Source organism: Nitrospirota bacterium, from assembly GCA_040752355.1.
Lineage (GTDB): Bacteria > Nitrospirota > Thermodesulfovibrionia > Thermodesulfovibrionales > Dissulfurispiraceae > JBFMCP01.
On the sequence record JBFMHE010000016.1, the window covers coordinates 1 to 22,568 of the forward strand.

22 protein-coding genes are annotated in these 22,568 nt (G+C 60.6%); 5 read left to right on the top strand and 17 right to left on the bottom strand.

The genetic code is table 11. The features are described 5' to 3' along the window. The 12 genes from AB1805_11820 to AB1805_11875 all read right to left on the bottom strand — a co-directional run. On the bottom strand, nucleotides 1–217 hold a 217-nt coding region (locus tag AB1805_11820), incomplete at its 3' end, for a hypothetical protein (protein ID MEW5746110.1). A gap of 251 nt (nucleotides 218–468) precedes the next feature. After that, the gene (locus AB1805_11825) at nucleotides 469–1,797 is read right to left on the bottom strand and encodes an HlyD family type I secretion periplasmic adaptor subunit (protein ID MEW5746111.1); all 1,329 of its coding nucleotides are present in this window, start codon (nucleotides 1,795–1,797) and stop codon (nucleotides 469–471) included. A gap of 4 nt (nucleotides 1,798–1,801) precedes the next feature. Next, nucleotides 1,802–3,952 carry a type I secretion system permease/ATPase gene (locus tag AB1805_11830; protein ID MEW5746112.1) on the bottom strand — a complete coding sequence of 717 codons (2,151 nt, stop codon included), beginning with the start codon at nucleotides 3,950–3,952 and terminating at the stop codon, nucleotides 1,802–1,804. Nucleotides 3,953–4,305: 353 nt separating this feature from the next. Further along, nucleotides 4,306–4,830 carry a crossover junction endodeoxyribonuclease RuvC gene (gene ruvC / locus AB1805_11835; protein MEW5746113.1) on the bottom strand — a complete coding sequence of 175 codons (525 nt, stop codon included), beginning with the start codon at nucleotides 4,828–4,830 and terminating at the stop codon, nucleotides 4,306–4,308. Between the two features lie 78 nt (nucleotides 4,831–4,908). After that, entirely contained in the window at nucleotides 4,909–5,493 is a 585-nt protein-coding gene (locus tag AB1805_11840) for a D-sedoheptulose 7-phosphate isomerase (GenBank protein MEW5746114.1), read from the bottom strand. Nucleotides 5,494–5,525: 32 nt separating this feature from the next. Further along, nucleotides 5,526–6,005, bottom strand: coding sequence for an HIT domain-containing protein (locus AB1805_11845; GenBank protein ID MEW5746115.1), 480 nt, complete (start codon nucleotides 6,003–6,005; stop codon nucleotides 5,526–5,528). Further along, complete coding sequence (locus tag AB1805_11850) at nucleotides 6,002–6,811, bottom strand: uracil-DNA glycosylase (GenBank protein MEW5746116.1); 810 nt, start codon at nucleotides 6,809–6,811, stop codon at nucleotides 6,002–6,004. The genes AB1805_11845 and AB1805_11850 overlap by 4 nt, the downstream gene beginning before the upstream one ends. A gap of 2 nt (nucleotides 6,812–6,813) precedes the next feature. Next, the gene (locus tag AB1805_11855; GenBank protein ID MEW5746117.1) at nucleotides 6,814–7,665 is read right to left on the bottom strand and encodes an NAD(+)/NADH kinase; all 852 of its coding nucleotides are present in this window, start codon (nucleotides 7,663–7,665) and stop codon (nucleotides 6,814–6,816) included. Between the two features lie 16 nt (nucleotides 7,666–7,681). Then, nucleotides 7,682–8,134, bottom strand: coding sequence for a tRNA (adenosine(37)-N6)-threonylcarbamoyltransferase complex ATPase subunit type 1 TsaE (tsaE, locus tag AB1805_11860; GenBank protein ID MEW5746118.1), 453 nt, complete (start codon nucleotides 8,132–8,134; stop codon nucleotides 7,682–7,684). A gap of 36 nt (nucleotides 8,135–8,170) precedes the next feature. After that, nucleotides 8,171–8,623, bottom strand: coding sequence for a CBS domain-containing protein (locus AB1805_11865; protein MEW5746119.1), 453 nt, complete (start codon nucleotides 8,621–8,623; stop codon nucleotides 8,171–8,173). A 56-nt stretch (nucleotides 8,624–8,679) separates the two neighbouring features. Beyond that, entirely contained in the window at nucleotides 8,680–9,366 is a 687-nt protein-coding gene (gene pgeF, locus AB1805_11870; GenBank protein ID MEW5746120.1) for a peptidoglycan editing factor PgeF, read from the bottom strand. Further along, complete coding sequence (locus tag AB1805_11875; protein ID MEW5746121.1) at nucleotides 9,356–10,876, bottom strand: NAD(P)H-hydrate dehydratase; 1,521 nt, start codon at nucleotides 10,874–10,876, stop codon at nucleotides 9,356–9,358. The genes pgeF and AB1805_11875 overlap by 11 nt, the downstream gene beginning before the upstream one ends. Before the next feature lie 198 nt (nucleotides 10,877–11,074). Here AB1805_11875 and ald point away from each other — a divergent pair, with 198 nt between their 5' ends. Together ald and AB1805_11885 are read left to right on the top strand one after the other, a co-directional pair. After that, nucleotides 11,075–12,160, top strand: a complete 1,086-nt coding sequence (ald, locus tag AB1805_11880) for an alanine dehydrogenase (GenBank protein MEW5746122.1) — start codon at nucleotides 11,075–11,077, stop codon at nucleotides 12,158–12,160. A 143-nt stretch (nucleotides 12,161–12,303) separates the two neighbouring features. After that, a complete protein-coding gene (locus AB1805_11885) occupies nucleotides 12,304–14,070 on the top strand; it encodes a PBP1A family penicillin-binding protein (protein MEW5746123.1) in 1,767 nt (588 codons plus the stop codon). A gap of 64 nt (nucleotides 14,071–14,134) precedes the next feature. On the opposite strand, the gene AB1805_11890 is transcribed toward AB1805_11885, so the two are convergent. From AB1805_11890 to AB1805_11905, 4 genes are all read right to left on the bottom strand, one after another. Further along, complete coding sequence (locus tag AB1805_11890) at nucleotides 14,135–14,377, bottom strand: hypothetical protein (protein ID MEW5746124.1); 243 nt, start codon at nucleotides 14,375–14,377, stop codon at nucleotides 14,135–14,137. A 107-nt stretch (nucleotides 14,378–14,484) separates the two neighbouring features. Beyond that, complete coding sequence (locus AB1805_11895; protein MEW5746125.1) at nucleotides 14,485–14,652, bottom strand: zinc ribbon domain-containing protein; 168 nt, start codon at nucleotides 14,650–14,652, stop codon at nucleotides 14,485–14,487. A gap of 610 nt (nucleotides 14,653–15,262) precedes the next feature. Then, the gene (rtcA, locus tag AB1805_11900; protein MEW5746126.1) at nucleotides 15,263–16,303 is read right to left on the bottom strand and encodes an RNA 3'-terminal phosphate cyclase; all 1,041 of its coding nucleotides are present in this window, start codon (nucleotides 16,301–16,303) and stop codon (nucleotides 15,263–15,265) included. 185 nt (nucleotides 16,304–16,488) lie between these two features. Further along, on the bottom strand, nucleotides 16,489–16,911 hold the full coding sequence (locus AB1805_11905; GenBank protein ID MEW5746127.1) for a hypothetical protein: 423 nt from the start codon (nucleotides 16,909–16,911) through the stop codon (nucleotides 16,489–16,491). A 260-nt stretch (nucleotides 16,912–17,171) separates the two neighbouring features. Here AB1805_11905 and AB1805_11910 point away from each other — a divergent pair, with 260 nt between their 5' ends. The 3 genes from AB1805_11910 to AB1805_11920 are packed head-to-tail and all read left to right on the top strand — an operon-like array spanning nucleotide 17,172 to nucleotide 21,133. After that, nucleotides 17,172–17,816, top strand: a complete 645-nt coding sequence (locus tag AB1805_11910; protein MEW5746128.1) for a (2Fe-2S)-binding protein — start codon at nucleotides 17,172–17,174, stop codon at nucleotides 17,814–17,816. 1 nt (nucleotide 17,817) lies between these two features. Beyond that, nucleotides 17,818–20,157, top strand: a complete 2,340-nt coding sequence (locus AB1805_11915) for a xanthine dehydrogenase family protein molybdopterin-binding subunit (protein MEW5746129.1) — start codon at nucleotides 17,818–17,820, stop codon at nucleotides 20,155–20,157. A gap of 1 nt (nucleotide 20,158) precedes the next feature. Continuing rightward, nucleotides 20,159–21,133, top strand: a complete 975-nt coding sequence (locus tag AB1805_11920; GenBank protein MEW5746130.1) for a xanthine dehydrogenase family protein subunit M — start codon at nucleotides 20,159–20,161, stop codon at nucleotides 21,131–21,133. A gap of 44 nt (nucleotides 21,134–21,177) precedes the next feature. Here AB1805_11920 and AB1805_11925 read toward each other — a convergent pair whose 3' ends face one another. Continuing rightward, nucleotides 21,178–22,521 (bottom strand): DUF2254 domain-containing protein, encoded by a 1,344-nt coding sequence (locus AB1805_11925; protein MEW5746131.1) that lies wholly within the window; start codon nucleotides 22,519–22,521, stop codon nucleotides 21,178–21,180. Nucleotides 22,522–22,568: the final 47 nt, after the last annotated feature.

The following is a 22,568-nucleotide window of genomic DNA, read 5'->3' on the forward strand; positions in this document are numbered from 1 at the left end:
TCAGTCTCTGCCATTTCAGCGCCGCCTTCCATAAGTCGTTCCTTCTTGTCGTTATAGCTTCGATGCACTGCACCGCAACAGCCGCAGACTGTTTTTTTTGAGTGCGCTCAAGCTGGATAATGCGAGCTTTCGGGTCTCCAAACCTCCCCTTAATATCGGCACGTGGTCGAAATCCGGGGAATCGATATTCGTCCAGTAATCGCCTCTTTTTTCCCATCCGGTAATCATGCCAAATCCTTTGCCCCTTTTGAAACCCTCAACCCCTTATCAGCCCTGCATCTGCTGCCGATTAATCCCCTCTTTTTACCCACTCATTTCCACGAAGAGCCAGTTTTTCCAGACCAGCTCTGAACGCGGCAATTACTACAATTCTCCTACTTGAAAAGCTAGCTTTCATAATTCTCTCCTTTAGATATTTGTACCACAATATTCCATTTATTATTTTATTCCAATATCAAGAGGCACTATCTACCTCAACGTCAAACTCTCACTCGCATACTTCACAACTGGTGAGAGGAAGAACTCGATGATTCTCCTCTTATTCGTCTTCACCTCTACGGTTAATGCCATGCCTGGTGAGATAGCGATATGTTTTCCATCTATGTTGATGTTCATTTTCTCTAACTCAACCTTCATCTTGTATACCGGTCCTAGCTTTTCATCTTCAATAGCATCAGGGCTGAGCCAGACCACCTTTCCCTTGAGAGTCCCATATTTTTGAAAAGGAAACGTATCGAGCTTTACCTCTGCCTCCTGCCCTACTCTCAGAAATCCTATATCCTTGTTCTGTGCCATAGCCTCTATAATGAGCGGCGTCCCGTGGGGGACTATGGTCACCGTAGGCTGCGCTGGTGTCAATACTCCCCCGACGGTATACGAGGAGAGTCCATGGACGGTGCCGTCCACCGGAGAGCAAAGCCTTTCAAGGTCGTACCGCTTCCGTGCCTTGATCGCCTCACCGGAAAGCGCAATGATATTCCTCTCTTTATCCACTATATCGGCAAGAATGCCTTTCTCCCGCTCCCTTTTTAATGCGTCGAGGTTCTTCTTTGCCTCTTCGAGGCTCTCGGTCGACTGCTTCACGATCTTCCTCTGCGCTTCGAGCTCGTTCACTGCGGTATGGTACTCCTTTTGTTTGTCCAGGTAGTCCATCTTCGCGGTATAGCCCTTGTCATAGAGCGCCTTGTAGGCAGCTTCCTGTTCTTTAACGATGGTGGAGTTTTTTTCGAGCTTCACCAGGATAGCTTCCGCAGCCTGAAGGGCATTCTCTCTTTGGGCGATGATAGACCCCAAGGCCTCCTCTTTCGCTTTGTATTCCGACTCCCGCGCCTCCTTGAGCTTCCGCTGCAGATCGTGGGATGCTCCGCCTCGTCTGCTCTCCAGGTCCCTGTTCTGGAGCTCTGCCAGGAGTCTTTCTCTATCGCTAAGGTGCGTCGATAATGCCTTGGCGGTGCTCTCCACATCCGCCTGCTTGATGGTGGGATCGAGCTCTATCAGCACCTGCCCCTCTTTGACCTCCTGCCCTTCTTTGACATGGATAGCCCTGATAACGCCCGTTTCCAGCGGTTGGACTACTTTGATTCTTCCATCGGGGATTACCCTCCCTCGTGCCACTGCCACCTCATCGACTCTGCCGAAGTACGACCATGCGAGGGTCACGACCACCAGAATAAAGATGATCCAGATCAATGCCACCCTCAAGGGAGAGGGAGGGGTGCTCTCGATCTCGATCGCAGGGGGCAGAAACTCGTATTCGAGATTGTCCTGGGCAAATCTGGCTTTTATCCGCTTTATCATCGTCCTAAGCTGCCCTTTCCTGCTGGCTGTAGAGGTAATGATAGAGGCCTTTTCGCGCCATCAGCTCTTCATGGCTGCCGTATTCGACGATCTTGCCTTTGTCCATGGTGAGTATCTTATGGGCATGGCGCAAGGTAGAGAGCCGGTGGGCTATGATGATGACGGTCCTTCCATGGCATATTCTCTGGAGATTGTTCTGTATGATCCGCTCGGATTCATAATCCAGTGCTGATGTCGCCTCGTCGAATATCAGGAGCCGGGGATTGGCGAGGAGCGCGCGTGCTATGGCGATCCTCTGCCGCTGCCCTCCGGAGAGCGCCGTGCCCTTCTCGCCTACCATGGTGTCGTACCCTTCGGGAAGCTCGAGGATGAACTCATGGGCGCCGGCAAGCTGGGCGACCCTGATGATCTCCTCCATGCCCGATGAGGGGTGGTGGACGGCGATGTTGTCCCTCACGCTTCCGTTAAAGAGGAAGTTCTCCTGGAGCACAACCCCGATCTGACACCTGAGCCAGGCAGGATCGGCCAGGGAGATATCAATGCCGTCGATGAGGATATTGCCGGCTTCAGGGATGTAGAGCCGCTGCATCAATTTCGCTACGGTGCTCTTCCCCGATCCGCTCCGCCCGACAACGCCGATCGTCATGCCGGGCTCGATGGCAAAGCTGATGTCCCTCAAGATCTCAGGACCATCCGTCCTATATCTGAATCGAACACCTTCAAACCTGACATGTCCCTTTATGGCGAGAAGGCGTGCCTTTGCAGGGTTCATGGCAGGCTCGGGCTTTGCATTAAAGATATCGCCGAGCCTGCGTATGGAAAGTCCGGTCTGCTGGAAGTCCTGCCACATCTGTACCAGCCTCAGCACCGGGTCGCTCACTCGCGCTGAAAGCATCTGAAAGGCGATGAGCTGGCCGACGGTCAATTTGCCGTCAATGACGAGATGCGCTCCTGCCCAAAGGATTACCAGGTAGGACGCCCTCTGGATGAGCTGTCCCAGAGCGCTTGCGCTCCCCGACAGCTGATAGGTCTTGAAGCTCGCCCGTATATAGCTCGAGAGGAGCCCCTCCCATTTTTTCTGCACTTCGGGCTCAAGGGCAAAGGATTTCACGGTCTGTACTCCGGAGACCGCCTCGACCAGATAGGACTGTGCATCGGCCCCCCTATTGAACCGCTCATCGAGGCGGTGTCTGAGCAGGGGCGTGACTACTGCAGAAAGCGCCGCAAAGAGCGGCAGGGCGGCAAGGGCGACGAGGGTCAAGGTCGTACTGTAGAAGAACATCACGATGATGAAAAGCACCATGAACATGACATCGAGTACTGCAGTAAGAGGGGTGCCGGTGAGAAAGTGGCGTATATTCTCGAGCTCCCGCACACGGGCAACCGTGTCGCCTACTCTCCGCACTTCAAAGTATCTAAGCGGCAGGGCGAAGAGATGCCTGAAGAGACGCGTACTCAATACCACATCGATCTTGCTCGTCGTATGAGTAAACACATAGGTCCTCAATATGCTCAGGACTGCTTCGAACAGCGCTATGGCAGCCAGGCCGATGGCGAGCACATCGAGGGTGGTCAAACCCCGATGGACGAGGACTTTGTCGATGATGACCTGGGTAAAGAGGGGGGTAACAAGGCCGAATATCTGGAGCATCAGTGAGGCGATCAGAACGGTTGAGAGTGACTTCCTGTATTTCCAGATAGAAGGAATGAACCATTTGAGACCGAATATCTCTTCAGAATGGAGAAAGCCGCTCCCCCGAGGGGAAAGAAGAATAACCACTCCCTTCCATAACCCGAGAAATTCCTCCTTTTTTACAATCCTTGGCCTGTTTTCTGCAGGGTTGAGAATGAGCAACTGCTCCCCTTCGGCTTTCGCCAGAACGGCATAGCCTTCGCCGGTCTCTATAACAGCGGGGAGGAAAAGCTTGGAAAGCTTTTCGTAGGCAACCGATGATGCTTTAGACTTGAAACCAAGCTCTCGCGCAGCCCGCACCATATCGGTGGTGCTCATGCCCTCTGCGCCGATGGCAAAGGCGTGCTTGATCTGGCCGGGATCAGCAGCGATGCCGTGGTATTTGGCGACCATCACGAGACAGCTGAGGCCGGTGTCGACCTTCGGTGGCCCGTGGGTGCCGTCTCCTGCAGGGCCTGTCATGGCCGCTCCGGCCTCGGTATGATACGGTGTTTGCTCTGTACGGCGAGGTGACGGCACGTCGAAGATGAGAGGAGCAGAAGATCAGTCAGCGAGGGGATTGCCCGGAGAACTGCTTTGAAGAAAGGACTCCCCATAAGGAAATCCCTTGAATACACCTCCGTCATAAAGCCCCCCTCTTTACCCGAAGTCATGGTGAATCGATGGCTGTTTTTATACCACATATTCAGCACTCAAGTCACCTCTTTTTTAAAAGAGAGCAACCAGAGCTCAAGGAGCTAAATGGAAGAGAGCCTCGTAATAAGTGTGTTGCCGGCCAGGACCCGCCGACCTGCTGATTACGAATCAGCCGCGCCCTACCGTCTGCCTATCTGCTGAGTGAACTGCTTCGTATGGGCGTGGCAGAGGGCGAGGGCGAGGGCGTCGGCGCTGTCGGGGGAGAGGGCGCGGTCGATCTTCAGGATCTCGCGGACCATGTGCTGGACCTGGTTCTTGTCGGCGCGACCGTAGCCGACGACGGCCTTTTTGACCTCGAGGGCGCTGTATTCGTAGAGGGGGAGGTTGGTCAAGGCGGCGGCGATGAGGACGACGCCGCGGGCGTGGCCCAGACTGAGGGCGGCGCGCACGCTCTTGGCGAAGAACATGCGCTCGATGATGATCTCGTCAGGCTTGTACTCGTCGAGCATCTCGACGAGCCCGGTGTAGAGCTCCTTGAGCCGCTCGGGGAGCGGCATGCGCGCGGGCAGCACTATTCTTCCGGAGGAGAGATAGAAGCAGTTCCGCGCCTGCGTCCGGCGCTGCGACGGCGAGGGCTGTGCAACCTGAATGAGGCCGTAGCCGCAGTTGAAACTGCCGGGGTCGATACCTACTATCTTCATCAGTGCGGTAAGCGCTCGCTGTCCGGAGATCGAGACATGCGGCTGCTTACGCGCTGTACGCTACAACGCGACAACCGCGTCTCATTTCTTTCTCGGCGCTTCGAAGAGGATCTCTTCCACGATCTGGCAGATGACATGGCCGAGGGTGATGTGCGTCTCCTGGACGCGGGGCGTATCGTCGGTGGGGACGACAAAGGCATAGTCGCATTTCGCCGCGAACTTCTCGCCCTTCTGCCCGGTAAGGGCGATCGTCGTCAGGCCCTTCTTCTTCGCCACGTCCACCGCTTTCAGGATATTCTTCGAGCCGCCGCTCGTGCTGATGGCGATCACGATGTCGCCTTCGTCCGCCAGTGTCTTTACCTGCCGCGCAAAGATCTCGTCGTAATCGTAGTCGTTCGCTATGGAGGAGAGCACCGCCATGTCGGTATTGAGCGCCAGGGCGGGAAGGCCGGGCCGGTCTTTCTTGAAGCGGTTGACGAACTCCGCCGCGATATGCGAGGCGTCGCAGGCGCTGCCGCCGTTGCCGAAGAGGAGCAGCTTCCTGCCGTCGTTGAAGGCGTCCGCGATGAGCTTCGCGGTATCGATGATGAGGTCGAGGTAGGTTTTGACGAACTTCTCTTTGACGCGTATGCTGTCATCGAACGCCTTGAGCACCTTCTTTTCCATCCCGTTAGTCTAATGGAGGGGAATCGGGATAGTCAAGAATTGAAGACGGGATAGAGCTTGTCGTAGGTGGCGAGGATATGCTCGGGGATCACCCGCACCTCGCCGGTGATGGTCATGAAATTCGCGTCCCCGGCCCACCGCGGCACGATATGGATGTGGAGGTGCTCTTCGATGCCTGCGCCCGCGACCTCGCCGATGTTGATGCCTATATTGAAGCCTTCGGGATGAAAGGCCTTCCTGAGGCATTCGACGGCATACCCGGTCACTGTCATCAGCTCGGCGAGCACGTCGTCGGGGAACCCCTCGAGCGTCGACGCGTGATGGTACGGCACGACCATGAGGTGGCCGTTGTTGTAGGGATATTTGTTCATGATCACGAAGACCCTGGCCGCGCGGTAGAGAATGAGGGTGTCCCTGTCGTCGGTCCGCTGCGGGTAGACGCAGAAGATGCAGTCCTTTTCCTTTTCCGAAAGGATATAGTCCATCCGCCACGGCGCCCAGAGGACCTTCATACGTCCCCGGCCTCTTCGCCCAACCGCTTCAGCACCGCCTGCGCATCCTCCCAGGTGCGCCACTTGTCTTTCGGGTTCCTGAGCAGATAGGCGGGATGGAAGGTCGGCATGACCGGGATGCCCCTATAGTCGAAGAACTTCCCCCTGCTGCGGGTGATCGAGAATTTGGTTATCGGCGTAGTGAGGCCCATGAGCGTATGGGCGGCTATCTTCCCGAGCGAGACGATCACCCGGGGCGCGACGATCTCGATCTGGCGGTCGAGGAAGGGAAAGCAGGTCTGCATCTCGTCATCCTGGGGGTCGCGGTTCATCGGCGGCCTGCACTTGACGATATTGGCGATATAGACCTCCTCCCGCGCGAACCCCATCTTCTCGATGAGCCGCGTCAGGAGCTGGCCGGCATCGCCGACAAAGGGCCTGCCCCGGCGGTCCTCTTCCTGGCCGGGCGCCTCGCCGATGAACATCACCCTCGCGCCGGGGTCACCCTCCCCGAAGACGAGCGTCGTCCTCCCCTTCGAGAGCTTGCACCGCTCGCAGTAGCCGATCTCTTCCCGGAGCAGCCGGAGCAGCTCCACGCGGTCGCGCGCGGCGTCACGCGTAACCGGCGCTGCAGCCGGGCGGCGGGACTCATCGGTAATCGTGCGGTGCGGTGCGGAAGGCAGCTGCTCTGTCCGCGGCTCTCTCTTCGCCGCTTTCCGCTCCGCCGGCGCTGCGCTGCGGATGCTGAAGGGCAGCCGCTCGAACCCGAGCTCCTTGTAGAATTCGAGCGCGAGCCTGACGCTCTCCTGCAGGGAAGGCCGCTCCATCCTTATCGCCCTCCCCACTTCAGCTTCTCTCTCAAGACCTGGAAATAATCGCGCTGGAGCGGGATCAGGAGCTTTGTCGTAAACCGCGATTTACGCACCGCCACGGTATCGTCCCGCTGCAGGGAGAAGCCGGTCTGTCCGTCGAGGGTGAGAAAGACATCCTCGCTCTCGGAGCGGAGCACCACATCGATGTCGAAGGTGTCGGGCAGCACGATCGGCCTGTTGGTCAGCGTATGGGGACAGATGGGGGTCACCATGATGCTGTTAAGCGTGGGATAGAGGATGGGGCCGCCTGCTGAGAGCGAATAGGCCGTAGAGCCGGTGGGTGTTGCGATGATCAGGCCGTCGGCCCGGTAGGTCGTTACATAGGTACTATTGATGTTCGTCTCGAGGTCGATGATGCGCGCGAGGGCGCCCTTGGTGATCACCACATCGTTGAGCACCACGAAGCCGGCCACGGTCTCTCCCCTGCGCAGGACCGAGGCGGTGAGCATGATGCGCTCCTCGACGTGGCACGCCCCGGCGAGCACCTCCTCCAGCGCGCGCAGTATCTCGTCCCGGTTCACTTCGGTGATGAACCCGAGGCCGCCGAGATTGACGCCGAGGATCGGAACACCCCGGTCTCCCACGAGCCGCGCTACCGTCAGCATCGTCCCGTCGCCGCCGAGGACGATGATCATATCCGCCCTCTCCGGGATCTCTTCGCTTTTATATCCCCGGAGCCCGAGCGCCCCGGCCGGTCTCTCCTCGACGAGCACCTCGTGTCCCCGCTCCCTGAGCCAGGGCAGCAGGGTCCGCAGTATCTCGACCGGCTCGGGCCGGCCTATCTTGCAGATGATCCCGATCCTCTTCATGTCCTCTTCACGTCCGTTATGGGCGGCGACCGCTGAGCTCGTCCTCGGTTATGCCCTCGATGATAATTTCACGTCCATGATCGCAATACGTGAGCCGCACGGTAACCGCATCACCGGGGATCTCGGGCAGCCGCTCCGCCCACTCGATCACCGCTACACCGCCGGTGTCGATATATTCCCAGATCCCGAGGGCGTCGAGGTCCTCCTCCCGCTCGACCCGGTAGAGGTCGATGTGGTAAAAGGGAGGGTCCGTTTCGTACTCCGCTACGATCACGAAGCTCGCGCTGCCGATATTCCGCGGCGGGATGCCGAAGGCAGAGGCGATCCCCTTGATCAGCGTCGTCTTGCCCGCGCCCAGGTCGCCGAAGAGATAGACCGTAGCCGCGCCCCCCCGGGACTTCAGGGAGCGGCCGAGCGTGAATCCCGCCTCTTCGGTCTCTTCCGGCGATCGCGAAACGATCCTGACCATAGCTCTCTCCGCAGCGGTCATGCCCGCAGCCCTTCCCTACTCTCTCCCCATCCCCTTGATCATATCCATCTTGCCGATGATCCCCTTGAGCTTCCGCCCCTCGACGACCGGGATGAGGTGCATATTCTTCTCGGTCATGATGGTCGCCACCTCCTCGACCGGCGTATCCTCGGTGACGGTGACGACCTCCTTCACGCTGATGTCTTTCACCGTTGCCGCAGCCATCTTCCTCACCTCTTCCTCCATGCGGCCCGGGCTCTCGAGCATGATATAGGCGTCGAAGAGCCGCATGACCGTCGGGATATGGAGCCGCTTCTCGCGGACGATGAGATCATGCTCGGTGACGATGCCGACCAGGTCTCCCCGGTCGTCGACGACCGGCGCGCCGCTGATCCGGTGCTCTGTCAGAGTCCGCGCGAGGTCTTCTATCGTATCGTGCGGTTTCACGGTGATAACGTCTCTCGTCATGATGTCTTTCGCCCTCAGCATCGTATCTCCTCGTTTCGTGAATTGAGTGTCTTCCTATTATAAACCAGAGAGGCGCATCACAGCATCGCGATGAACGCGCACTGCCGGCCCGTGCTCCCTTTCGAAAAGCGATAGGAGAAGTATTTGTCGGGGAGGCAGAAGGTGCAGTCGCCCGAAACCCATACCTGCTCCGGCAGGACCCCCATCGAGAGGGCCTGGAGACGGTTCGCCTCCGGCAGATCGAGATGATACTTCTCGCCCCTCTTTCCGCAGTACGCACCGCTGCCGGTCGCCTTCTCGACCGCTTCGGCCACCTCGGGGCCGACTTCGTAACAGCAGCCCTTGATGCTCGGCCCTACCGCAACCATGATGTCAGCCGGCGAGGACGAGAAGCGGGCGGCCATGGCCTCGATCGTCTTCTTCAGAATCATCTCCGCGGTCCCCCTCCACCCTGCATGCACGGCGCCGGCGACCCTCCGCTGCGGGTCGTACAGCAGGATCGGCACGCAGTCGGCAACCTGCACGCCGATGACCACCGCTGTCCTGTGGGTGATCACCGCGTCCGCTATCCTGGGCTCCCGGCCGAAATCGAGGACGACCACTTTATCGGTATGCTTCTGGATGGGAAGATACACATCCCTGACCGGCACCTGCATCAGCCGGGCGACGGCGTCGAGGTCGCCGTTCATCCTCTTCGTCGTGAAGAACGCCGTGACACGGGGACCTCCCGGGAGCGGCGGAACAACGACCGTATCAGCGGCCATCGAGCACCATGAAGGCTTCGGGAAGCGCGGCGATGATATCGGAAGCGATCAGCCCCTGCATCCCCTTTGCTTCGGCCGCCCTGTCTCCTGCCAGCCCGTGGAGAAAAACGCCGCAGACCGATGCCTCGATCGGGCTCATGCTCTGCCCCAGGAGCGCCGCGATGACGCCGGTCAGCACATCGCCGGAGCCGCCGGTCGCCATGCCGGGATTACCCGAAGTATTCAGAAAAACGCGTCCCTCGGGAGAGGCCGTGACCGTCGGAACCCCTTTAAGCACCAGATAGGCGCCGGTCTCGCGGCTGAAGGCGCTCGCGGTACCGATACGGTCCTCGATTGCGTCGTGCTGCAGGAGCCGCGCCATCTCGCCCGGATGGGGGGTGAGCACGAGCGGCGCCTTCGCCGCTTTCACTATATCCTTTTTCCCTTTGAGGGAGTTCAGACCGTCCGCATCGATGACCATCGGCGCCGTCGCCCTGCGGACCAGCTCGGCCATGAGCGTCTCCGTATCAGGCGAGGTACCCATACCGGGGCCTATGGCGATGACATCGGCCTTTTTCGTGATGAATGCGAAGACCGGGTCGAGCGCCTCTGCCGAGAGCATGCCGGCGCCGTCGTCGGGCAGCGGCAGGACCATCTCCTCCGTCACCCCGGCCTGGATTATGCCGGCGATCGACTCGGGAACGCCGAGCGTCACCAGGCCCGCGCCGCTCCTGAGGCAGGCGCGTGCGGTCATCAGGGCAGCGCCGGTCTTGCCCCTCGATCCCGCGATCACCAGCACATGGCCGTAGTCGCCCTTGTAGGAATCCTTGTGCCGGATCGGGAGCATGCCCGAGACCAATCCTCTGTCAACCGTCTCTACGCTCAGACTATCCGCATGCAGAAGGGACACCGGAAACCCTATGTCCTCGACAAAGAGCCTGCCCGCATAGTCTGCGCCGGGATAGAGGAGATGCCCGCGCTTCGGCAGGCCGAAGGTCACGGTGCAGTCGGCCCTTATCGCTTCGCCGAGCACCTCGCCGGTGTCCGAAGAGACGCCGGAAGGGATATCGACGGCGACGACCGGTGCGCCGGAGCCGTTCACGAAGGCGAACGCCGAAGCGATATCCGGGGCCGCCGGCCTGCTGAGACCGGTGCCGAAGACGGCATCGACGACCACCGCTCCATGGAGGTCCCTCTGCGTCAGGGTCTTTCTGAATTCTACAGGAACACCCATCTTTTTTGCGATGCGATACTGCGAGGCGCTGTCGGGACTCAGGGCATCTTTTTTCGCGAAGATGATCGCCGAGACAGTGAATCCCCAATTGAAAAGATTCCGCGCAGCCACGAGCCCGTCGCCGCCGTTATTGCCCCCGCCGCAGAGCACCGTCACCTTTTTCCCCTTATGCAGCTCTCTCACGCGCACGGCGACGGCGAGACCGGCGCGCTCCATCAGGACCGGGCCGGGTATCCTGTAGTCATCGATCGCGATGCGGTCGATCGTCCTCATCTCGTCGGCGGTAACCACTTTCATAAACCGTGTCCCTCTCTCGACAGGCGCTGAGCCGCCCGGAAATATGCCTCATATTATAGCACCAATGCCCGCACGGAAGAAGTAAGAGGTAGGAAGTGAGAAGTAAGAGGTAGGAAGTGAGAGACAGGAAGTGAAAGGTATAACTGGCGTGCTGTTTGTGATAAGATGTGAAATAAAGGAAGGGACCGGGAAACGAGCATGGTCATCGGCGTACCGAAGGAGATAAAAAAAGACGAGTACCGCGTCAGCATCACCCCGCTCGGCGCTGCGGAGCTGGTGAAAGGAGGGCACAGCGTACTCGTCGAGAGGGGGGCAGGCGAAGGCAGCGGCTTTTCCGACGAGGCGTATCAAAACGCCGGCGCCCGGTGCGTCGCCCGGGAAGAGGTCTTCGCTTCGGCCGAGCTCATCGTCAAGGTGAAGGAACCGGTCCCCGAGGAGTTCGATCTCCTCAGGGAGGGACAGGCGCTCTTCACCTATCTCCATCTCGCGCCGAACCGGGAGCTCACGGAGCTGCTCCTCCGCAAGCGGATCGCCGCGCTCGGGTACGAGACGCTCGAAAAGGACGGCTCGCTCCCGCTGCTCGCGCCGATGAGCGAGATAGCAGGCCGCATGGCGCCGCTCATGGGAGCGTACTATCTCCAGAAATTTCGCGGCGGGAGCGGCATCCTGCCGACCGGGGTTGCGGGCGTGAGGCCTGCGAAGGCGGTTGTGCTCGGCTCCGGCGTAGTCGGCAGCAGCGCGGCCCGCGTCTGCCACGGCATCGGCATGGAGACGGTGGTCATCAACCGGGGTATCGAGAGGCTGCGGTGGCTCGACGAAGTCTACCGGGGCAGTATCAAGACCCTCCCCCTCGAAGCATACATCATCAGCGAGGAGATACAGAGCGCCGATATCGTCATCGGCGCTGTGCTGGTGCCCGGCGGAAAGACCCCGCTCCTCATTACGCGGGCGATGCTCGGAACGATGCGGCGCGGCTCGGTCATCGTCGATGTCTCCATAGACCAGGGAGGCTGCGTCGAGACCGCCCGTCCGACGACCCACAACGACCCTGTCTACGAAGTGGATAGCGTTATTCATTATATGGTGGCCAATATGCCCGGCGCCTACCCGAGGACCTCGACCCTTGCGCTCACGAATGCAACGCTCCCCTATATCAAGGCCCTCGCGCACAAAGGGATAGAGCGTGCGCTCGGCGAGGATGCGACGATACGCAGCGCACTGAACACCCTCGACGGCGCCATAGCGAACAGGGCCCTCGCCGAAGCGTTCGCACGCAGCGCGTAGCTCACGCGTCTGTCTTCTGACTTCTGGCGCCTTACTCCTGGCTTCCGAATTCTGTTTTTCCGGTTGCTTTTTCCAGCCCTTCTGCTATGATTTTTTTATCACCGTTCACGATCCCCACTCCCAAAGCCGTTACGCCGCGAGAAATGAAAGTACCGGGACTGAAAGCATCACTGATCCTCATCGTGCTGGCTCTCGTTGCATCGGGCATACTGGCGGCTGCGTTTGCCGGCATCCCCGAAATCGACGCTTCCAGCACCTATGCGGTGCGCCTCTTTACCGACGAGGGCGAAGAGCTCGCCGAGTTCTATCGCGAACGGCGCTACTTCGTACCCCACCACAAAATTCCCGAGCAGGTGAAGAAGGCGTTTATCGTCATCGAGGACCGGCGCTTCTATGCCCACCGCGGGCTCGACCTCAAGGGAATCGCCCGCGCACTCCGCCGGAATATTGCGGCAGGCGCAGTCGTCGAAGGGGGCAGCACCATAACCCAGCAGCTCGCCAAGATGCTTCTGAGAGACCCCGAGCGGAGCCTCGCCCGCAAACTGAAGGAGATCGTCGTTACCGGCCACCTCGAGTGGCATTACTCGAAAGACGAAATCCTCGGCATGTATCTCAACCTCGCCTACTTCGGCGAGCGGGTCTACGGGATCGAGGCAGCCGCCCGCACCTACTTCAACAAGAAGACGGAACAGCTCTCGGTCGCTGAAGCGGCGCTCCTGGCAGCGCTCCAGAAGGCCCCCAGCAAATACTCTCCCTTCCGGAACCCCGCTCTCGCACAACAGCGCAGAGACCTCGTCCTACAGGCGCTGCATACCGCCAACCTCCTCTCCCGCGATGACTACGAGAAGGCGCGCGGGGTCCCTCTTCCCCGAAGGACGGTCTTCGAAAGGAGATACGAGGCCCCCTACTTTACTGACCTCGTCAGGCAGCAGCTCTCGCGGAGGTACGGTGACGCCCTCTTTACCGGAGGGTTCCATATACAATCGACGATCAACAGCACGCTCCAGTCACTCGCCGAACGAGCGGTCCGAAAAGGCGTGCGGGATATCGAGATGCGGAGCGGCCGCGGGGTCGAGGCTGCGCTGGTCGCCATCGATATGCGGACAGGGGCCATTAAAGCGATGGTGGGCGGCGTCGACTACCGGAGATCGCAATTCAACAGGGCGACCATGGCGCTGCGCCAGCCGGGCTCTGCATTCAAACCCTTCGTCTATGCCGCTGCCCTCGAACAGGGCATGTCGGGCAGCGACCGCGTTCTCGACCTCCCGGTCGCCGTGCCCGATCCCGAAAAAGGAGGGCTCTGGACCCCCCGGAATCATAGCTGGGAGTACTACGGCTCGGTCACGCTCAAGACCGCCCTGTCGCTCTCGCTCAATGCGGCCACCGTGCGCCTCGCCCAGGACGTCGGGTTCGAGAGAGTGCTCGAGACCGCCCTTCGCTGCGGCATACACTCCCGGCTCAAGCCGCACCCTTCGATCGCACTCGGCGCTCATGAAGTAACGCTGCTCGACCTGACCGCTGCATATATCGCGTTTGCTACGGGAAACAGGGTCACTCCCCGGAGCTACACGGTCATCATCGACCGGAACGAGAACGTCATCGAAGAGGCCTTTCCCTCGTTCGAAGAGGTGCTCTCCGGAAATGTCGTGGAGAGCATCAAGACGCTTCTGCGCGCAGTGGTCGAGTCGGGAACAGCCGGGGAAGCTCTTGCGGTGAACCGGACGGTCTACGGGAAGACAGGGACGACGGACGACTACTCCGATGCGTGGTTTGTCGGTTTCGATGACCGCCTCGCCGTCGGTGTCTGGGTCGGCAGAGATGACCATACGCCCATCGGTCCCGGTGAATCGGGATCGAGCGCTGCGCTCCCTATATGGGTCGCCTTCATGAGGCAGGCAGCGCACCGATAGAACGGAATCGCCCCGGGACAACGGGCCTGCGGGGAATCGGGAGCAGCGGTGCAGGAGCGGAACGCTACGGAGAGCGCCGTGCCTTCTTCACCCGGTACACCGTCGTCTCCTCTTTCTCGCCTTTGGTCTCGATCACCTCTCCGGTATCGAGCAGCGCTTTAAGCGCCTCCCGCACCTCCTGCACGCCATGCGTACCCTTATCAGCTCTCACCCACCAGTTCAGTATGCCGGCCAAGGTATCCCTGGACTCGGGCTGCCGCGAGAGATAGGCGAGTATCTCGTCCGCCACATTGGTCTGCTTCGGCATGGATATCCTCCTCTTCGTAAATCCTATACCAAATCCCTCATACCTTCCACCGCACGGCGCAGGGGCAGGCGGGATGCGGAACGAGGGGAATGAGGAGGTGCGCTGCGTTACGACTTTTTCGCCGTCTTCGCAAAGAAGCCGGTGAATCTCTTCGCCACATTGTCGCTCTGGCAATGAGGGCAGGCCACCTTCGGTTTGGTCTCGAGCTCTTTGAGAGAGAGAAATACGGTAAAGTCCCTCTTGCAGTCGTTACAGCCGTACTCATACGCCGGCATAGTGTCCTCCTTTCATTGCCCCCGGTTCAGGCCACATCCCCGTAATTGGACCGATACCTAAATCATAGCACGTAAAAACCGCCCGTGCGATAGGGCAAAGGAGGCAGAGCCGGGAGGTCCCGGGCCACGTTCCCTTTGCGGAGGGGGACGCAAGCCACGGAGCAGATAGAAAAAAATTTTTTTGTGTTTCCTTATAACTCAACAGCTTTGCCTCCTTGACAGCATTTCAATAGAGAGGTAGAATAAGCTTAAGAAGAAGCAATAAGGATTGCGATGCTTTGGCACCGTGTCAAGCTAAAGCGCTAAGTGATGTGGCAAGGGAGCGGGAGATAGGTGTGGTGAGCAGGCCTCCACGCAGCAGGAGCAAGGAGGAAGCCTAAAGCATCTACCGAAGCACCCACCGTAGACAAAGAGACTCTAGTTTGCGGTACCGGGCATCGCAACACTGATATCCTCAGAGCCATACCAGGGATAACGGGTAGTTCTGGATGCAGCAGGAGAAGAGGCTGCGGATGCAGGGCCGATAAGGCAATTACCCGGTCACCCATCCTGAGTATGGCTTTGTCTTTTAGTTCGCCTCTCCATCCTCTCTCACGCCCTCCTTCATGGCCTACGGCTCGTGTATGACGACCGTCCCCGGCATACCGATTTCCCCCTGCACGGAATACGTGAATGAGTGGAAAAGCCCGATGACCCATAAATTGGTCATGAGGTGATTGGTAATGCAGAAGGTGGTAAAGACCGACTGCTCCCGGCACATCGCGAGGTACGGCACGATCTGGTCAGGGAGGTGCTGGTCGAGAGCGGCGTCAGCTGCATGGTAGCGGAGGAGCTCATCCGCCGCCTCCTGCCCCACGGCTTCGGCCCGCTTGCCCCGTGCCCCGAGGGCGGTGAACCCGGCGAGAGCATGCTCCGATTCGGCCCGGAGAAAGACGAATGTCCCCTGTCCGTACGACGGTACCTCCCTGATCTCGATATCGAGAGGACAGCTTAATTTTTTCTCACCCGATATTCTATCGAACACGCTGCTCCTCTGGCGCTCGGCGATCGAACGCGGGAGTCCTCCTCCCACTGCTGAAAGGCCTCTCACCGAACGCATACTCCCCCGCTCCCGCGCTATCAGCGGCGCGAGGGTCCCGGACGGAGAGACGGTGACCGTCACCCTGCCGCCGCCCTTCGGATAGAAGCCGTAGGACTCGATCGAGAGCCCGGTCTCGATACCGATCCTCCCCAGCATAGGAGCGAACACTTCGGCCATGTAGTGAAAGGAGGGACTGAAAGGTACATGGGTGCCGCCTTTCAGCGTTATGACCGCCCTCTTCCGGGAGAGCGCGAGCGCAGGCAGCACGGTATGGATGATGAGCGAGGTCGAGCCTGCGGTCCCGACATCGAGCACGAGCTCGCCGCCCCTGACCTCGCGCGGCGAGAAGACCAGCTCCGTTGATCCCGGCCGATCCCCGCTCACCTCTGCATCCGCTATGTATTTCGCCGCTGCCACAGCGGTGAGGTGCTGGGGCATCAGTCCGGGCCTGCTCCGGTGCTTCCTGATATTGAATATCGTAAACGGTTTCTTAAGGAGGCATGAGAGGCCGAGGGCAGTGCGCAGGATCTGGCCGCCCCCCTCGCCGTAGCTGCCGTCGATCTCGATCATACTGAAATGGTAGCACACAAGGGAGATATACAGAAGTGTGAGAAGAGAGCCGAGAGGCAGGACGTGAATCCAGGAGCCGGTCGGAGCGACCCTTCGCGCAGACCCGCTTCGGGAATCCGGAATAAAGAATCTCCTTCAAGCCCGTTTCTTATTATTCCTGGCTCCTGAATTCTGACTTCTGGATTCTACTTGATCCCGGTCTTCATGTACCAGGGGACGTCTTCCGGCTTCTGGAAACTGCAGAGCTTGTAGATGTAATCGCTCACCTGCTCGGCCGTAAAGGGCCTTATGAGCACGCCGCTCACGATCTTCGATTGGATAAGACCGACGATCTCCTCTTTCGTCGTTCCCGCTGAGGCGATCAGGAGAATCCTGAGCGAGGGTTTGTCGTTCTTGATCTCTTTGGCGAAGTCGAGGGTCGAGACCTCGCCGATGACCGAATCGAGGATCACGGTGCAGCAGTTGTCAAGGTCGCCCAGGGTCATGCCGAGCTGCCGCGTGTTATCGACATAACGGACATTGATCTTGCCCTCGAACTCCCGCAGCGCCCAGCTTATGGGATGGGTGATATCTTTCTTCACACAGACCAGGACTGCCTTCTTGGACATAAACCCTCCGGGAAAGTATGCAGCACGATCAATAGCGAACCCATAAGCACCCCATCATGACCTGCCGCTCCTCTATATTATCGGCGGATATACTGAATATATACACTCCTCCAGGGCAGCCGTATCAGAAGGGGAGAGGAGAACGATTGACAACCCCTGTCTTTGGGGGTACAGTGAAAGAAGAGCGTCACTATAAACAATGCGGAGACGATCGAAATGCTCCTGCCTCTATTTACCATCGAACAGATCGGGAGATTATCATGAGCGCTGATCGCGACGGGCACACATGCGGGTGCGGACGCGGGGTGACCCGCAGGCAGTTCCTCACCTCCCTCGGCATCGGCGCAGCGGCAGCCGCCGCCCCGGACAGTTTCGCCGCAGCGGCGCCGGCTGTCGAAGGTACGGAAACGCCGGCGCAGGAGATGGCGAAGATAACGCTGCTCGTCAACAGCCGCCGCCATCGCCTCCTGGTCGAGCCCCGCTGGTCCCTGCTCTATGTCCTGCGCGAACGGCTCGGCCTGACCGGTACGAAGGCCGGCTGCGAGCGCGGCGAGTGCGGCGCCTGCACCATGCTGATCGACGATATCCCGCGTTACGCCTGCATGATCCTCGCCGTAGAGGCCGAAGGCTCGCGGATCACCACGCTTGAGGGCCTCATGAAGGGAGAGCAGCTCGGCCCGGTGCAGCAGGCCTTTCTCGAGAACGACGCCTTCCAGTGCGGCTATTGCACGCCGGGACAGATCATGGCTGTCGAGGGACTGCTGAAGGCCGATCCCAATCCCACCGTCGCCGCCATACGACGGGGGGTGAGCGGCAATCTCTGCCGCTGCGGCGCCTATGCGCATATCGTCAAGGCAGCCCAGCACGCAGCGCAGCTCAAGCGCGATACCTCGCGAGGAGAGTAAGGTGGAGGACGACCAGAAAGAGCTCTACTACATCCAGGGCCTCTCGGTGCCGGAGACGCCTGCGCCGGGCAAGAAGCCGAAATCCTGGGAGAGGACGACCGTCATCGGCAAGGCGCTGCCCCGTGTCGATGCCTATGAACGGGTGAGCGGCTCCGCGGTCTATCCTTCGGACCTGCTGCTCCCCGATATGCTCTATGCCGCCGTGCTGCGCTGTCCCCATGCCCATGCCCTCGTAAAGAGTGTCGATACCGCCGCCGCCGAACCGATGCCCGGCGTGCATGCCGTCATCAGCAATGCCGCGCCTGAAGTCGCTCTCGAGTGGCCCTACGCGCTCGATGCCAAGACCGTCAAGACAAAGCTCTTCGATCCGCACTGCCGTTTCGAGGGCGAGGCAGTGGCTGCGGTCGCCGCTGAATCGTCATACCAGGCCTGGGACGCGGCCCGTGCGATTAAGGTCGCGTACGAGGTCCTTCCCTTCATTGCGGATGAACAGGAGGCGCTCCGTCCGGGCGCTCCCGAGCTCCACAAAGGGGGCAACACCGCAAAAACGGACCGCTACGAGCGGGGAAATGTCGAAAAGGGTTTTGCCGAAGCGGACGTCGTTCTGGAAGAGACCTACCGTACCGCCTGCGAGATCCATACGCCCCTGGAGCTCCATGGGTGCGTTGCGAAGTGGGACGGCGACAGCCTCACGATCTGGGAATCGACGCAGGGCGTCTACGCGGTGCAGTCGCGCGTGGCCGAAGTGCTCGGAATGCCGCTCTCGAAGGTGCGCGTCATCGGCCACTACATGGGCGGCGGCTTCGGCAGCAAGCTCCAGGCGGACAAGTATACGATCATCGCCGCGCTCCTCGCCCGGAAGACGGCCAGGCCGGTGAAGCTCTTCCTCACCCGCGAGGAGACCTTCCTCGCTGCCGGCAACCGCCCCCCGGCGACGATGACGCTCAAGGCGGGCGTCAAGAAAGACGGGACCCTGACCGCCCTGCACCTTACCGCTCTCGCCACAGGGGGCGCCTACCCCGCAGGAGGAGCGTCGCTCCTCGACTGGCTGGTACGCGACCTCTACACCTGCCCGAATGTGCGCACCGAGACGACCGACGTCTATATTACCGCAGGCCCTGCACGCCCCTTCCGCGCTCCCGGCCATCCGCAGTGCTCCTGGGCGCTCGAGCAGATGCTCGACAGCCTTGCCGGGAAGATCGGGATGGACCCTGTTGCGCTCAGGCTCAGGAACATCCCCTTCCATAGCCAGGCACGCAAGGGGTCGCCGCCGTATACGACCACCGGTCTCAGGGAATGCCTCGAGGAGGGCGCAAAAGCCTTCGGGTGGAGCGGGTCGCGAAAGAAGACCGCGGCAACGGGATCTGCAGGACATCTGCGCATCGGGGTCGGGATGGCGGGCTGCCTCTGGTACGCGGGAGGCGGAGGCCCTCCCTCGACCGTGATCGTCAAACTCTTCTCGGACGGCAGCATCAATCTCAACATGGGAGCGAGCGATATCGGCACCGGCACCAAGACGGTCATGGCGATGGTCGTCGCCGAAGAGCTGGGCATACGGCCCGAGCTGATCCAGATCGAGAACGCCGACACGGGCACGACGCAGTACGCGACGCCGAGCGGCGGCAGCAAGACCGTGCCCACCGAGGCGCCGACCGTTCGCGCAGCGGCGATCAGGATAAAACAGCAGCTCCTCGATATAGCTGCCGAGGAGTTGAAGGCGGAGAGGGCCGCGCTCGCCTTCGAGGGAGACGAGATCGTCTCTGCGAGCGATCCTTCGAAGCGGGTCCGCATTGCGAAGCTCCAGGGCCTCAAGAAGCGCGGTGTCATCGTGGGCGTCGGCGTGCGCGGCCCCAACCCCGAGGGCAAGGTGGTGAACCCCTTCGGCGCCCAGTTCTGCGAGGTGGAGGTGAACATCAAGACCGGCGAGGTGAGGCTCCTCCGTTTCCTCGCGGCCCACGACAGCGGCAGGGTGATGAACCGCCTCACGTTCGACAACCAGGTCTTCGGGGGCATTACGATGGGCATCGGCTTCGGCATGACCGAGTTCCGCACGCTTGACCGTGCCAGGACCGGCAAGATGCTGAACAGGAACTGGCACGACTATAAAATACCGACGGCGCTCGATGTCCCCTCGGAGATGCTCTCGCTGCCGATCGAGATCGACGATGCCGAGGCGAACACCACCGGGGCGAAGGGGCTCGGCGAGCCGGTGACCATCCCTGCCGCCGCGGCGATCGCCAATGCGATCTATAATGCAACGGGTATCCGGATAACCTCGACGCCCGCGAACCCGGTTCAGCTCTGCCGTCTTCTTGCCGGGCAGAAGAGCAAGGGGGAATGAGATGCTCGGGAGCTTCGGCTATATCCGCGCCTCATCGCTGAAAAACGCACTCACGCACCTGGGAACTGAAGGGAGCCGGCTGCACGCAGGCGGCACGGACCTGCTCGGCTGCCTGCGCGACGGCGTCTTCCGCGCTGCGAAGGTGGTCAGCATCAGCAGGATCAGAGAGCTCCAGGGGATCAGGGAGACCGCTGACGGCGGGCTCCGGATCGGCGCCCTGACGACCATCGCCGAGATCGAGCGCCACCCGCTCGTCAGAGAGCGCTATGCAGCCCTGGCACAGGGCGCTTCGGAAGTCGGGAGCCCGCAGCTCCGGAACCAGGGGACCATCGGCGGCAACCTCTGCCAGAAGCCGCGCTGCTGGTATTATCGCGGAGACTTCCACTGCCTGCGCAAAGGCGGGGAGCTCTGCTTTGCCGCAGGAGGCGAGAACCAGTTCCACTGCATCCTGGGCGGCGACCGCTGTTATATCGTCCATCCCTCCGACACCGCCCCTGCCCTGATAGCCCTGGGGGCATCGGTGCGCATCGCCGGACCGCGAAGGATGAGGACCGTTCCGCTGGAGCAGTTCTTTCTTCTCCCTGAACGGAGCGTGTACAAAGAGACGATCCTGGAGCCGAACGAAATCGTTACCGAAGTGGCGCTTCCTCCTGCGCAGGGTATCATAAGCACCTACCGAAAGGTGCGCGCACGCCGCTCCTGGGACTTCGCGCTCGCGGGCATGGCGCTGGCGGTGCGGTTCAGCGATAAGCAGGTGGCCGATGCCCGCATCGTACTGAGCGGCGCAGCACCGGTCCCCTGGAGGTCTCCCGAAGCCGAGAGAGCGCTCATAGGGAAACGCATAGACGCGGCCACCGCCGCGCACGCCGCCGATGCGGCGCTCCTCCATGCACGGCCGCTGAAGCAGAACGGGTACAAGATACCGCTCTTCCGCGGGCTGATCGAAGAGGAGCTGCTGAAGAGCGCGCAGACCTGAAGCAAAGGGGGCGGCCATGCTGCGGAAGGGAAAGGGGCCGTTCGCTACACGACGATGCGTTCGGGGGTGAGCGCCTCGCGCGCTGCCCGATACCGCTTCGTGATCTCCTTCCGGTCTTCCTCTTCGGGAATGTCTTCACGGCTTCCGCGCTCGATCATCTCTGCCTGGAGGAGGAGCGCACCGCGGTCCTCCTCCCGCCGGATATGGGGAGCGATGGTAATGATCGTTTCGAGGAGGCGCCTGGCTACAGCTGCGCTCGACCGTCCGTAGTACCGTATCTGGTCGAAGGTGGTCGCGACCATCTCGGGAAAGGTGACCGGGAAGGCGATGACGCGGAGCGTGCCGTCCCCGGCGTAGCGGAACGGAGAGGGGATCGATCTTCCCGCCATCCGGCGTAGTCCCTGGCCGAGGTGGTCTATGCAGATGATCGCGGTGAAGGGATCGTTTATTCCCGGCGAGAGCGAGCGGACAGCGACTTCGACGAGCTGGTTGAAGACGAACTCCACATCCTGTGTTGCCGTGCGCTGGGAGCCGAGCATGAACGCCTCGTTGACCGCCGCGTCCAGGTCCTGGTCGGCCCGTTCTACCGGCCAGACCGCGGCGATGATGTCGCCCTCCCCCACAAAATCTCCCGGACGTTTTACCAGGCGGATGACAAGGTCGTCTTCCCCCGCCGTTTCGAGCAGGGAATCGCTATCGACCGCTTTTATGTAGCCGTAGCCGCGTGCTCCGACAGGCCTGGATTCTGCTTCGAAGCGTTTCGGGATATCCTCTTCCCGGGGTGAAGGCACGCCAAGGCCGAGCCGTTCGGGAAAGAGCCGGTCTATCGACTCTTCCAGATCGCGGCTGACGACCGATATGATGTTGGAGGCCTGAATGAATGCGGAGACGTGGTGGATGAAGTAGATGAGGACGCCGATGCTGAGCATCGCCAGCAGGACGCTCGCGGAGACGAGGAGATGGGGCACGAAAACGACGGTATCCGTACCCCGCACCGTCCTCAACGTGAGCAGGCAGAAGATGAAGGTTGCGATGAAGGTGCCGAGGACGACCTGGTTGCCCTTGTCGCGCATGAAATTGCGGAGGAGAAAGGGGCCGAACTGCTGCGAAGCGAGGGTGAGCGCGACGATGGTGATCGAAAAGACGACGCCGGTGACGGTGATCATCGACCCTGCCACCGCTGAAAGCACTTCGCGCGCACCGTCGGGTCCGCCGGCGTATATCCAGCCGAGGCGGGCGACACGCCTGTCTTCCAACCGGATGTCGAGATAGTAAACGACAGCCCAGAGCGCCACTGAAGCAACCGCCATGAGCATGGGAACGAACCAGTAGCTCGTACGGAGGGAGTCCCAGAGGGCGCTGAGCTTTGCTTTTCCAACAGCATGCATGGTCACCTGCCCGGAGGTCTGCCCGGCTCATCGCCTCGGTCGCCGGC